Source organism: Streptomyces sp. NPDC015171, from assembly GCF_043079545.1.
GTDB lineage: Bacteria > Actinomycetota > Actinomycetes > Streptomycetales > Streptomycetaceae > Streptomyces.
This window is the reverse complement of the sequence record NZ_JBIBUO010000003.1, coordinates 697,165-709,908: the sequence shown is the minus strand read 5'-3', so window position 1 is coordinate 709,908 and position 12,744 is coordinate 697,165. Positions and strand designations below refer to the sequence as shown.

8 protein-coding genes are annotated in these 12,744 nt (G+C 73.5%); 5 read left to right on the top strand and 3 right to left on the bottom strand.

Translation table 11 applies throughout. The features are described 5' to 3' along the window. Window positions 1–9: 9 nt before the first annotated feature. A complete protein-coding gene (locus tag ACF073_RS11320) occupies window positions 10–1,527 on the top strand; it encodes an MFS transporter (protein ID WP_392068608.1) in 1,518 nt (505 codons plus the stop codon). Between the two features lie 87 nt (window positions 1,528–1,614). Next, window positions 1,615–2,160 carry a winged helix-turn-helix transcriptional regulator gene (locus tag ACF073_RS11315; protein ID WP_392068605.1) on the top strand — a complete coding sequence of 182 codons (546 nt, stop codon included), beginning with the start codon at window positions 1,615–1,617 and terminating at the stop codon, window positions 2,158–2,160. Between the two features lie 36 nt (window positions 2,161–2,196). Here the strand turns inward: ACF073_RS11315 and ACF073_RS11310 are convergent, their stop codons facing one another. The 3 genes from ACF073_RS11310 to ACF073_RS11300 form a co-directional block, all read right to left on the bottom strand. Further along, entirely contained in the window at window positions 2,197–3,255 is a 1,059-nt protein-coding gene (locus ACF073_RS11310; RefSeq protein WP_392068603.1) for an LLM class flavin-dependent oxidoreductase, read from the bottom strand. Continuing rightward, the gene (locus tag ACF073_RS11305; RefSeq protein ID WP_392068601.1) at window positions 3,255–3,761 is read right to left on the bottom strand and encodes an SRPBCC family protein; all 507 of its coding nucleotides are present in this window, start codon (window positions 3,759–3,761) and stop codon (window positions 3,255–3,257) included. Before ACF073_RS11305 ends, ACF073_RS11310 begins: the two co-directional genes overlap by 1 nt. Window positions 3,762–3,913: 152 nt before the next feature. Next, complete coding sequence (locus tag ACF073_RS11300) at window positions 3,914–4,675, bottom strand: hypothetical protein (RefSeq protein ID WP_392068599.1); 762 nt, start codon at window positions 4,673–4,675, stop codon at window positions 3,914–3,916. Window positions 4,676–4,753: 78 nt separating this feature from the next. Here ACF073_RS11300 and ACF073_RS11295 point away from each other — a divergent pair, with 78 nt between their 5' ends. The 3 genes from ACF073_RS11295 to ACF073_RS11285 are packed head-to-tail and all read left to right on the top strand — an operon-like array spanning window position 4,754 to window position 12,737. Beyond that, entirely contained in the window at window positions 4,754–9,829 is a 5,076-nt protein-coding gene (locus ACF073_RS11295; protein ID WP_392068597.1) for an NACHT domain-containing protein, read from the top strand. Then, on the top strand, window positions 9,826–11,322 hold the full coding sequence (locus ACF073_RS11290; protein WP_392068595.1) for a hypothetical protein: 1,497 nt from the start codon (window positions 9,826–9,828) through the stop codon (window positions 11,320–11,322). The genes ACF073_RS11295 and ACF073_RS11290 overlap by 4 nt, the downstream gene beginning before the upstream one ends. After that, window positions 11,319–12,737, top strand: a complete 1,419-nt coding sequence (locus ACF073_RS11285) for a hypothetical protein (RefSeq protein WP_392068593.1) — start codon at window positions 11,319–11,321, stop codon at window positions 12,735–12,737. Before ACF073_RS11290 ends, ACF073_RS11285 begins: the two co-directional genes overlap by 4 nt. The last annotated feature ends 7 nt before the right edge of the window (window positions 12,738–12,744 follow it).

Here is a 12,744-nt window from a genome sequence, read left to right as displayed (position 1 = left end):
GGAGTCCAGGTGACAGCGTCGACATCGGCGGCGGGCGGTCCGGGCCCGGGAGGCGGGGAGGACGGGTACGAGCCGGACCCGAACCGGTGGCATGCCCTGTGGGTCACTCTCGTGGCCGGATTCATGAGCCTGCTCGACGTCACCATCGTGGCGGTGGCTCTGCCCACGATCATGCGCGACCTGCACGCCTCCCCCGCGCAGGTGCAGTGGGTGGTGTCCGGCTACGCCCTCACCTTCGCCCTCGCCCTGGTCACCGCCGGCCGCCTCGGTGACGCCCTGGACCGGCGGCGCATCTTCCTGCTGGCGCTCAGCGCCTTCGTGATCTTCAGCGCGGCCTGCGGAGCGGCGCCGAGCATCACGCTGCTGGTGGTGGCGCGGCTCGCCCAGGGCCTGGCGGCCGGATTCATGGCGCCCCAGAACTCCGCGCTCATCCAGCAGATGTTCCGCGGGGCCGAGCGCGGCCGTGCCTTCGGACTGTTCGGCGCCGTCGTCGGCATCTCCTCCGCCGTCGGCCCCCTCACCGGCGGCACCATCCTCGCTCTCGCCTCGGGCGGCCAGGGCTGGCGGTGGATCTTCTACGTCAATGTCCCCATCGGCGTGCTCGCCGTCCTCCTCGGCCGCCGTCTGCTGCCCCGCACCCGGCCCTCCGGGCGGGCCCAGGTGGACCTGCCCGGCGTCCTGCTGCTCGGCCTGGGCGTCCTCGCGCTCATGTGCCCGCTGGTCCTGGCCGACTCCGGCGGCATCCGCCGCGTGTGGTGGCTGTTTCTCCTGGGTGCCGCGATCCTGACCGGCTTCGCCCTGTGGCAGCGCCGTCTCGTCGCCCGGGACGCCCAGCCGCTGCTCGACCCGCGCCTGTTCACCACCGTGCGCGGCTACGCCATCGGCGCCGGCATCGGCACGCTGTACTTCATCGGCTTCAGCGGCGTCTGGCTGGTCTTCGCCCTCTTCTACCAGCGCGGCCTCGGCTTCTCCCCGCTCCGCTCCGGCCTCGCCGTGACCCCCTTCGCCCTCGGCTCGGCGAGTGCGGCCGTGGTCGCCGGCCGGCTGGTCGACAGGTACGGCCGCCTGCTCACCGTGTGCGGCCTCGGGGGCGTGATCGCCGGGCTGGGCGGCACCGCGCTGCTGCTCCGCTTCGCACCCCTGCACAGCGCGCCCTGGCTCGCCGCGCCGGTCCTGTTCCTCGGCGGCATCGGCAGCGGCTTCGTGGTCTCCCCCAACATCACCATGACCCTGCGCGACGTGCCCGTGCGGATGGCGGGGGCGGCGGGCGGCGCCCTGCAGACCGGGCAGCGGCTGGGCGCGGCGCTGGGGACCGCGGCCCTGCCCGGCCTGTTCTACCTGGTGCTCGGCAGAAGCCACGACTACCGCGGCGCCCTCGTCGCCGCGCTGGTCGCCGGGCTCATCGGCATGGTGGCGTCCTTCGCCCTGGCGACATTCGACTGGCAGCGCGACCGGCGGGCCAGCCGACGGCACCGCACGTGTCCCGACGAGATCGCCCACGATCCGATGCACGCCCGGCAGAGCTGACCGGCCCTCTCGGACCGATCCCGGCCCGGCGGAGCAATACGCCCCACATACTGCTGAGTCTCACTGGAAGACTCGTACCATCGCCTTATGAGGCGCACATCGTTCGCGAACTGGCCCTGCTCGGTGGCCCGGACCATGGACCTGCTCGGCGACTGGTGGACGCCCCTGGTGCTGCGGGAGGCGTTCTACGGTATCCGCCGGTTCGACGAGTTCCAGCAGGAACTGGGCATCGCCCGCAACACCCTGGCGGAGCGCCTGCGCAGGCTGGTGGCGGCGGGCCTCCTGGAGAAGCGGGTGTACGAGACACAGCCGGTCCGCCACGAGTACCTGCTGACCGAGTCGGGCCGTGACTTCTACGGCGTGATCCTCGCCATGACCCGGTGGGGGGACCGATGGCTTGCGGACGAGCAGGGGCCGCCGGTGATCACCCGCCATGAGACCTGCGGCCACGACACCCACGGCGAGGTGGTCTGCTCCTCCTGCAAGGAACCGCTGGCCTGGGAGGACGTGACCGCCCGGCCCGGCCCGGGCTATCCCCCGAAGCTCCTCGGGCGCCCGGACGTCCGGCGGAGGTTCCGGCTGGAGGACCCGGAGGCCCCGCAGGACCCGGACCCGACGCCGGCCGCGGGCTGAGCCCGGCCATCGGGCCCTGCCCCCGCCACGACGGGCTCAGGGCGCCCCGTCGACCTCCCGGACCAGTTCGATCGCCCTGCCCAGGGTGGTGAGCCGAGCCTCCAGGGTGTCCCCTGCCGGATAGAGGCGGACCGTGGTGACGCCCGCGTCGCGCCAGACCGCCAGCCGTTCGCGCACCCGCTCCTCCGTGCCGATGAGGGTGGTGCCGAGCACCATCTCGTCGGTCACCAGGCCGGCCGCGCCGTCCCGGTCGCCGGCCTGCCAGCGTTCGCGCACCTCGGCGGCGACCTCGGCCCAGCCCTGGCGGCTGTAGGCGTTGTTGTAGAAGTTGGTGGAGGCCGAGCCCATACCGCCCAGGCTGAAGGCGAGTTCCTTCTTGCGGCCGGCGACCATGGCGGCCAGCGCTTCCTCATCGGGCGCGAAGGCGACTTCGGCGCCCTGGCAGACGTCCAGGTCCGCCCGGGTACGGCCGCTGCGGGCCAGTCCCTCGTCCAGGTGGGTGAAGTAGGCGCCGGCCGCGCCCTCGGGCACGAAGCTGGTGCCCAGCCAGCCGTCGGCGACCTCGCCGGTCAGCCGCAGCATGGCCGGGGACAGCGCGGCCAGGTACACGGGGACCTGGTGCTCGGCGCGCATCGACAGCCGCATCGGGACGGCCTCGCCGCCGGCCAGCGGGATGGTGAACTCCGCGCCGGAGTAGGAGAGCCGGCCGCCGTCGAGCACCCGGTGCACGATCTCCACGGTTTCCCGCATACGCCTCAGGGGCCGGGCGAAGGGCACGCCGTGCAGTCCCTCGATCACCTGGGGGCCCGAGGCGCCGAGGCCGAGCAGGAAGCGCCCGCCCGACAGGTTGGAGAGGGTGACGGCGGTCTGCGCGATGGCCGTAGGGGTCCGCGTGCCCAGTTGCATGATGCCGGATCCCAGCAGCAGCCGGTCGGTGAGCGCCGCGTAGTAGCCGAGGGCGGACGGCGCGTCGGATCCCCATGCCTCGGCGACCCAGCAGACGTCCAGGCCGAGTTTCTCGGCCTCGACGACGAAGTCCGCCGTCCGGGACCAGTGTTCGCCGCCCGAGGCCTCGACGGTGGTGGCGGTACGCATCACGCCTCCGCCCGGTTCTTGATCTGCGCCAGCGTGTGCGTCATGCCGCGCTCGAACTCGCGCAGCCGCACGAAGACGATCTTCTCTTCCTTCTCCGGCATACGGTCGATGGCCGCGGACAGCCCGGAGCGCCCGGGACCCAGCTGCATCCACTGGGCGAGTTCGGTGCCGCCGTCCTTGGGCCGCAGCCGGAAACGCCACACGGCGGAGGGATGGTCCGGATCCTCCACCGCCCAGGCGAGATCCGCCCCGGGCTCGCAGGCGATCACCTGGGACGTGGTCTCCCACCTGCCGAGCGCCTCGTGCTCGCTGCGGCCGACGAACCTGGCCCCCACCGCCGGGCCGGCGGCGCCGTCGAGCCAGGCGACGGACTGGAGTTCCTCGCTCATGTCCGGCATCAGTTCGATGTCGCTGACCAGGGCCCACACCCGGTCGGGCGAGGCGTCGATCCAGGTCCGCACTTCGATCGTGGGTGTGTCCGCATAGCGTGCGCCTGTCCATTCCAAGACCGCTGGCCTCCTTGCCGAGAACGCGTCTGACCTCCAGAGTTGCGTTATGAGACTCACCTGTCAAGGGTCGGCACGGGGCATGCGGAACCCCGTGGAGGCCGGTGCCCCCCTGACGCCCGCTCATCCCGGTCCGCGACGCGGGGGGGTCCTCAGCGCAGCGGCGGAAGGTCGGCGTGGTAGCGGCGGTCGCCCATCAGGAAGGCGGTGTGGGGAGCGACGTAGAACCGTTCGTGACGGCCGTGCAGAATGTCGTCGGCGCCTACCAGCACGGCACCCGGTACGGACGGGTCAGCGGCCAGGGCCAGCAGGGCGTCCCGGAGCCGGATGGCCCCGGGGGCGTCGAGATCCAGGTCGAAGACGTCGAGGAGACGCAGTTGCCGGTAGGCACGCCCGGGCACCGCCAACGGGCCGTCCACCACCTGTCGTACATGCGTGAAGTGCAGTCCGTCCACGCCGACGGCGAGTTCCGGGTGGCCGATCTCGCCCAGCTCCTCGGCCAGTTCCCGGCGGACGGCCTCCAGGGCACTCTCGCGGTTCTGCTGCCGGTCGAGCCAGCGCACGAACCCCGGCAGCGACGAAGCGGGCAGAAAACCCCGCAGGTCGTGACGCATCCGCTGATCGACCCGGAGCTCCTCCTGGAAGCGCAGCCGGTCCAACTCGGGCCGGGCCGTCGGGTGGTACTTGACCACGCCGCCCGGCGGACCGTAGGAGTCGGGACGGAAGGGCGAGTGCAGCAGCACGAAACGGTCGTCGTCCTGGATCCGCACCAGGGAGGCGATGGAGACGCGCACTTGCCCGAAGGGGCGCAGCGACACACGCAGCAGATGCAGTCTCCGGCGATTGGTCCACAGCACCTTGGCGGTCCAGCCGAGCAACGCCACCAGCAGGCCCGTCCAGATGGCTTCCCACATACAGGTACATCCCGTCCCCCCGGGCACCATATGGTGCGGGAGTACAGTCAACCGACTTGGCTGGGGGGCAGGCAACCGGTGGAAGTGCACTTCCTGCCCGAGTGCGGCATCCCGAGGGAGAAGCGGTCGGAGATCGACTGGGTGCTGAGCCATCTGGCCAGGGGCGGCGGGCCGGGCCGGCTGCCGGCGCAGGTGCACCGGGTGGAGGTGGTCCGGCTGGTGACCGGCGGGTGGAGCGGCGCGCAGGTGCTGGAGATCCGGATCCGGTGGGGCGAACCCGAAGCCGTCGAGTGGCATGTCGCCAAGCTCCAGGACCCCGTGGCGGCTCGCGAGGAATGGACCGCGTACCAGACCCATATGACGGAGTTGGAGACGGCGTTCCGCACGGCGATCACCGCGGTGAGCGATCGGATACTGAAGTCCGAGGAGCCGCTCCCGGGGTTCCGGGAGGCCGTGGTCTACCAGCACGTCAGTGAACGGATCGCCGAGCCGGGGCGCGCGGTGGCCACCCTGGAGCAACTCGCCGAGCAGGCGCTCGACGGGGCGGCGGATGCGGAGCGCAGCGCGCTGCGTGCGGTGGGCCTGCTGGTCAGACAGTTGCGCGAGTCGCTCTCGCGGACGGCACGGCCGCACCCGCTCGAACTCACGCTGCAGCAGTTCAACACCGGTCTCGGGCCGGATCTCGTGGTGGAGGTCGACGAGGCCGCCGCCCGGGGCGTCACGCCGTCCCTGGTCTTCCCCGCCGATGTGTTCGCGGCGTCCTGGGCAGCCGACGAGGAGGAGCAGGATCCCCGGTTCCGGACCGGCGCGTGGATCACCGTGCCGTGGGCCGCGGTCCGGCGCGAGGACGATGACGGGGGTGCCGTGCTGATCGAGCCCTCCGACCACACCACGATCGCGGTGCGGTCCGCCCGGGAGCGCGGGACGCCGACGCCCGAGCTGCTGAACGCCAAGGTGGTCGACACGCGGATCCGGCGGTACTGGGCGCTGGCAGAGGAACTGCTCGGCGGCGAACTGGCCCGGGACGCACGGGGCGTCCGGCTCGGTGACTGCCGTTTCGGGCCGCCGTTCGGGCATCTGCCCGCCGTGCTGTGCGACCCGGCGAAGGGCTGGGTGTCCGCGACCGTCCACGGAGACCTCAACCCGCGCAATGTCCTGGTCGCCGACGACCGCCCCTATCTCATCGACCACGCCCGGGTCGACCGCGGCCTGCCCCTGCTGAGCGATCCGGCCTGGCTGGAGATGAACCTGCTGCGGAACGTGATCGGCCCGCGCCTCGACGCGTGCGCGCTCGTACGCCTCAACCGGCTGCTCGCGGTCGCCTGCCGGCTCGGACCCGTGGCCGGGCACGGCGACGACGACGCGTCCGCCTGGTCCTGGGCATGGGAGGGGGAGTCCGAGTGCTTCGGCGTGGCCTTCCGGCTGTTGTGGCAGGTCCGGGCCGCGGCGCGGCACAAATATCCGCAGAGCGACCAGCGGCCGTGGTGGCGGGAGTATCTGGCGCAGCTGTCGCTGGCCGCCTGCCGGACCCTCAAGTGGCCGCGCCCGATGCACGACCGGCACACGGTCGCCGCTGCTCTCGTCGCCTCGGGCGTCGCGGGCGAGCACTGGGGCGTCGACGGCGACGGCGGCCCCGCCGCGTGCCGGCACTGGCCGGCCGCCGATCTCAACCGGCTCGCCGCAGCGGTGCTCCCGCTGATCGATCCGCACGATCCCCAGCGGCGGTCCCTGCTCCTCGACATCATGAGCGAGCTGGACGTGCGGGGTTCCGGACGCGACCGGCCGCGCCTCGCCGCGGTGATACGGAAGGCTCGGGAACGGACCGTCCGCGCCCTGTGCGCGGAGCACGCGGAGCGGCGCATGCTGTCGCTGGGACGCCGCAGGGGGGCCTTCATCCCGCTGCACGCCTCCGCGCACGGCCCGGACGGCTCTTCCACCGAGGACGGCACCGAACCGCGCGAGGCCCTGCCGCTGCTCGCCTCCTACGAGGCCGTGGCCCTGGTCGGCGTGGCCGGCGCCGGCAAGTCGACCCTGCTGCAGGAGCTGGAGTTCCGGTACGCCGCGGCGGTCACCGGTGAGGACACGGATCCCCCGCTTCCGCCCAGAATGCCGCTGCGGATGCACGCGGCAGGGCTGGCCCGCGCGCTGGAGGAAGGTCCGGCGGGCCATGGTGACGTCCTGGCCCGGGCCTCGGCGGCGGGTTCCCTGCTGGGCCCGGCCGCCTGCGGCGTCCTGCTCTCGCTCGGCGGCCTTCAGCTCCTCGTGGACGGCTTCGACGAACTGCCCCAGCGGCCAAGGCCCCGGGTCGCCGAGTGGCTGAGGGCGCTGCGCACCCGCCATCCGGGCACCTCGCTCGTGGTCTGCCACCGCACCTCGCCCCACCGGGGCGCCGTGCCTACGTCCCTGCTCCAGCTCCCCGTGGTCCTGCTCCACCAGGTCACCACGGAGCAGGCCCGGCGCTATGCGGCCGCGCGCATCACGGAGCCGGGGCGAACGCCGTGGGACGCCCTCCTCTTCGGCTTCGACGCCGCCGGGCCCTCCGGTGCCACGGACCGTACCCGCGAAGTGGTCCTCCCCCAGGGCCTGCCGGAGCTGCTGCGGACCCCGCTGTTCCTGTGGATGGCCGTGGAGGCCCGCATCTCCACGGAAACGGTGTTCCGTTCGGTCGGTGAGCAGTTCCACTCCTTCACCCTGGCCTACCTGACCGAGCGTCATCGCCGGGTGCCGGGCGCCGAGGCGATCGAGACGCGGTTCGGCTTCGAGGACAAGGCCCCGCTGCTGGAGGCGGTGGCCGAGCACCTCGTGGCACACGGCCCCGTGCCGCTCGCGCAGCTGGAGCCGCGGCTCGTCACGATACGGCCGGACTGGCGGGCGGTGCTGGACGAGGTGTTCGCCTCCGAGTTCCTGCGGGACGAGCACGGGCTGGTGAAGTTCCGGCACGAGCTGTTCCAGGCCTACTGGGCCGGCCGGGTCCTCGCGCGCGTCGCGGCGGCGGACGCGAACGCGCTGCTCGCCCGCGTCCTCGGCTTCGAGTGGCAGGAACCGGCCCGCATGCTCGTGGGGTTCGAGGACACCGATCCGGAGACGATCGCACAGGTCTGCCGCGCCGCGGCCGACGCCGACCCGCGCTACGGCGCCTGGCTGCTGCGCGAGGCCCGCATCGCGGCACCGGAGTCCGTCGACGCGTTCGTCACGACCCAGCGCCGTACCCTGCTGGCGCCCTCCGCCGGACCCCGGGCCTGGAACGTCGCGGCCGGCGCGCTGAGCCTGCTGCGCACGCCCGCCGCGTGGTCGGCACTGGCCGATGTGATCACCACCGACGGGGCGCGGACCGACGCGGTGCTGGAGTGCCTGGCGGCGATGGGCTCCGCCGTGGCCCATGACGCCAGGTCACGGCCGGATACCGCGGCGGCGGCGACCCTGCGCGAGGCCGTCGCCCAGCTGTTCGGCCGGACCCTGCCGGTGGACGTGGAAGCCGCCGCGCTGCGGGCCGTGGGGCAGGCCGGGCTCGTGTCGCTGGCCGCCCATCTGACGGAGCGGATCGGCGCCGGGCACCCCTGGCCGGTGGTGCGGGAGGCCGCCGGCGCGCTCACCGGCCTCGGCATCGAGCTGACGCCGCGCATGCGGGCCGCCCGCGACCAGGCGTGCCGGCAGCGGCTCGCCGCCGCCGACCACGAGGCCGGGGAGGCACCCCGGGCAGCGCAGACCGCGGTGCTGGCACGTGAACGGGCCGAGCTGCTCACCCGGCTCGCGGGCTCGGACACACCCGACGCCCTGGAGGTGCTGCTGGAGCACCGGTTCGACCCCGTCCTCGCGGAGCTGCCCGCCTGGTCCGCCCTGCTGGTCGACGCGGCGCACGCCCGGCTCGCCCGGGCCCCGGGAGACCCGCTCGCCGCCCTGCTCGTCCCCGGCGAGGCGGACCCCTCCCCCGTCATCCGACGCCGTGCCCTGCGGCTGTTCGCACAGGGCACGGACACCGAGGCGCTCGCCGCCGCCCACTGGCTGCTGTCCGACGGGGAACTCCCTCCCGGGGAGCTCCTCGAACTCGTCTCCCCCGCCTCGTCCGCCCCGCGCCTGCTCGCCGCCGCCGCGGCCGTCGACAGTCTCGACCCCGCCGAGCTGGCCGCTGCCGAGCGGCTGGTCCGGGGCCTCATCGAGGAGCCGCACCCCGATCGGCCGCAGTGGCTGGAGGCGCTGGCCGCGCTGGTCGGCGCGGTCGGGCAGCACTCCCACCTGCTGCGGGTCCGGCTGGTGCACACGGCCACCCGGGGGCTGATGCGCCACGGGGCGACCCAGGCGATGAAGGGTGCCTGGGCGCACACCTACTATCAGGCCGAGATCGACAACGAGACGCTCACCGCGCTTCTGGAGCAGGGCGAGGACGACGGCGTCCAGGTCGCGATGGACTTCATGAGCGGTGTCGACTTCCTGCTCGACGCGGCGGGCCGCCCCGACCCCCTCCAGCTGTCACCCGCCGCGAAGCAGCGCATCCTGGGCCGGTGTCCGGCGCTGTGGGCCGAGGGCGGTGCCGAGCCGGTCCGGGCCCCGGTGGCACCGGCGGAGGTCGTCCGATACGTGCAGGCCACGGCATACGCCGGAGTGACGGAGGCAGCGGACTTCGCGAAGGCCGTCGCCACGTCCGGCACGGCCGCCGAGACGGTGATCAGGCTCGGACACTCACGGCACGGGATCGTCGAACTGGCCGCGAGTGCCCACGCCGTGGCCGCCGTCGGCTGGTTCGGCCGGCTGGAAGGGGAACAGCAGCGGCTGGAGGGCGTCAGGGCGGCCCGGGACTGGCTGAGCCGGCTGGACACCGGGCACGGGCACCCCAGCCTGGAACGGGCCCGGCTGGTGGGACTCGGCATGCTCGGCATCTGGCGCCCGCTGCTGCTGGGACTGACGCCGGATGACCCCGTTCTCCACGACGCGGCATCACAGGTGGTGCTCGGCTGGGTTCCCGTGCCCTGGCGGACCGCCGGCCCCGACGACCGTCCCGGCATCGCCCGCTGGATCCGGGACCGGCTCGCGTCCGGCGAGGTCACCAGCCCCGAGGTGCTGGCCGTACTGTCCTCGATCCTGTCCGGGCTCAGCCGCCGGCTGGGACGCTATCTCGGCGGTCCGCACCCGGGCCCTTCCGAGGGAGGACCGGCATGAGCGGGACGGAGGGCGCACACCCGAACACGGGCGGAGTGCCGCTCGCCGCACGGGAGGCCGGCGGCCCCTCCGTGGTCCGTCTCCGGGTGGAACTGCTGCGCGTCCTGTGGCAGGACGGCGTCCTGCGCTCCTCCGTCGGTCCCTGGGCGAACGAGCTGCGGCGACAGCTGAGTCACCGGGCCGGGCCGGCCCTCGGTCCCGGCGCTCTCGAATCGGTGGTCGACGCCTGTATGCGCGTGCCGTTCGGCCTGGACACGCTGGTGCGTTCACTGGAGGAGCTGGGTGTCGGCCCCGAGACCACCCAGGCCGTACAGCACCTGGCCGACGAGTGGCAGGCCCTCGACTTCTTCCCGCAGGACGAGTGGGAGGCCCTGCGCACCCTGCTGATGCCGGTACGGCACACCGGCGTACCGAGCCTGGTGCACAGGGCGCTGGGCGGCCGGCTGCCGGTCGACAGGGGGCCCCGTGCGGGCACGGCGTGGCAGGCGATGGTCTACCTGTCGGCGCTGAACGCCCCGCCCGTCGGGCCGCCGCCGACCCTCGTCTTCCTGTTGCTCCTGGCCTTCGACGACAGCACCCGCCTCCTGCTGGGCGAGCGACAGTGTGCGCAGCTGGAGCGCTGGGCGGGCGACTGGGCCGAACGCTGGGACATGGCGGAGGAGTTCACGCGGCTGAGGCAACAGGTGCGGGAGCAAGCCGCCCAGGACCCGGCCGGCCGCGCCGAGACGGTGCTCGTCGTCCAGCTGGCCCCCCACGTCCGCCACCCGGAACGGTACGTGCTGTCCCACTGGGTGCGATCGGAACCGGGCGCGCGGTCGTCACGGCAGGGCGAGGACAGGGTGGTCAGTCTCCCCCAGATCGCGGAGGTGCTCCCCCGGATCCTCGACGAAGTGGCCCTGGAGGGCGCCGGGGACCCGGCGCGGCTCGAATTCATCCTCCCCCTGGAGCTGTTGAACTCCCCGGTCGAGACGTGGGCGCGCGGCTCCGGCCCGCTTCCGCTGCCCGTGGCGTACCCGGTCGTCGTACGGAGCCTGGAACGGATGCACAACCGCGGCCACCACCGTGTCTGGCGGCACCGCTGGCAGCAGCTGAAACGGTCCGACAGCCCGAGCCGGATCCGGTGGAACTCCCCCGGGGAGGCACACGCGTCCGCACGACTGATGGCGGCCCTCCGCAGCGACGAGGAGCTGGTCGGCTGTGTGCTCAGCGCGCCGCCGACCGAGGCCAACCGCGATGCCTTCCAGGAGTGCCGTCTGGCGCTCTGGGAGGGTCTGCCCATCCTGCTGTGGGACCGCGAGGACTGCACGCGGCCCGAGTTCCGCGCCATGGTCACGGCTCTGCTCGCCGAGGGGAACCTCACCGATCTGCCGCGTCGGATCGAGGCGTTGCACCAGAGCGGATACGTGGCCGACCACATCGTCGTCCTCTTCGACGATCCCGACCGACTGCCGGAGACCCATCCGGCGGACGCGTCGCCTTGGAGTGCGCAGTGAGCGGATCCACGAACCAGGCACCGGGCCCCGAGGGGCCCCCGGCTCAGCCCGGGCCGCACTGGCTCCTGGCCCGCGGCCTCGAACGGGCGCCGGACCACCCCGGTGCCGGCCCCGCCGCGGCGCTCCTGCACAAGCGCCGCATCGCGACGGCCCTGAAGCCGCTGCTCCCCCAGGCGCCCGGATCCGGTCCGCCGCTCTCCGGGTTCTCCGGCCCGCCGGACGACAGCACGGCATGGGTGGCCGAACAGCACGGCCCCACGGCGACCGGCCACTGGGACCTCGCGATCTTCGTGGATCCTTGGCTCTCCATGGAATTCTGGCGTCCGGTCACCGCGGAGTTCCTGCACCTCCTCCGCCGGCTGGGCCTGTGCCGGCAGGAGGCCGCGCACACCTTCGACCGGGAATCGGTCTCGGAGTGGACGAGGCCGCCCCGGAGCGGCGGGAGGCAGCCGAACACCGGGCCGGCCGTGGTGCTGACCGACGGGCTGGCCGATGCCTGGTACACCGCCGGCGCCGGGGGCCTGCTGCACGCCCTGGGACAGGTCTGCCCGGTCGTCGTGGTGCACCTGCTGCCCGAGGAGCTGTGGCCCAGCACCGGTATCGTCCCCCGGCCCCGGGCGGTGTACGGGCAAGTCCGCGGGCCCCGGTGGCCGGCCGGCTCCGGGGAGGCGGCGCCGGACGCGTTCCCCGTGCCCGTCCTCGCCCTGCGGGAGGCCGCTCTGTCGCGCTGGGCCAAGTTCCTCGCACGGGGTCCCGGAAGCTGGAGCCATCTGCCCACGCTGCTGGTCCCGGCACCCGCGGCCCCGCTCGCCCCGCCGCCCTTGCCGGCGTGGCACGACAGCGCCGGGACGGTCGGCGAACTGATCGCGGACTTCGGCCGCACCGCCTCCGAAGGCGCCCGCACACTGGCCACGGCCCTCGCGGCCGTACCTCTGAACCTGCCGGTGATGCGGCACGTGCAGTCCCGCGCCGTGCCCGGCTCGGCGCCCGATCTGCTGTCGGAACTGTTCATCGGCGGACTGCTGGTGCCCGTCGTGCGCCCGGCCGAGGTACGCGACCACGACCGGATCACCTTCGACTTCCCCGCCGGAGCACGGCAGTTGCTGCTCACGTCCGTCAAGCGGGCGAGCACGGCGGAGGTCCTGGCCGACGCGGCGTCCTTCGTGGAGCACACCCTCGGCGTGCCGGGCGTCGCACGCTGGGGCGGTCTGCACGAGGCGGCGGACGGGACGGAGGAACAGCCGGTGACCGCGGGCTCGGAACCCTTCCTGCGCGTCCAACTGGATGTGCTGAAGACACTGTCCGGCCCGTACGCCGCCCGGGCACGGGCACTGGAAGCGGCACTCGACGCGTGGTCCGGACGGCGTCCGGGAGACGGGCAAGGGCCACCGGTGGCGGACTTCGCTGGTCCCTGACGGCCCG

Coding starts and splice junctions, on each gene's coding strand:
- ACF073_RS11290 (WP_392068595.1), top strand. CDS start 9,826: ATGAGCGGGACGGAGGGCGCACACCCGAACACGGGCGGAGTGCCGCTC.
- ACF073_RS11315 (WP_392068605.1), top strand. CDS start 1,615: ATGAGGCGCACATCGTTCGCGAACTGGCCCTGCTCGGTGGCCCGGACC.
- ACF073_RS11310 (WP_392068603.1), bottom strand. CDS start 3,255: ATGCGTACCGCCACCACCGTCGAGGCCTCGGGCGGCGAACACTGGTCC.
- ACF073_RS11300 (WP_392068599.1), bottom strand. CDS start 4,675: ATGTGGGAAGCCATCTGGACGGGCCTGCTGGTGGCGTTGCTCGGCTGG.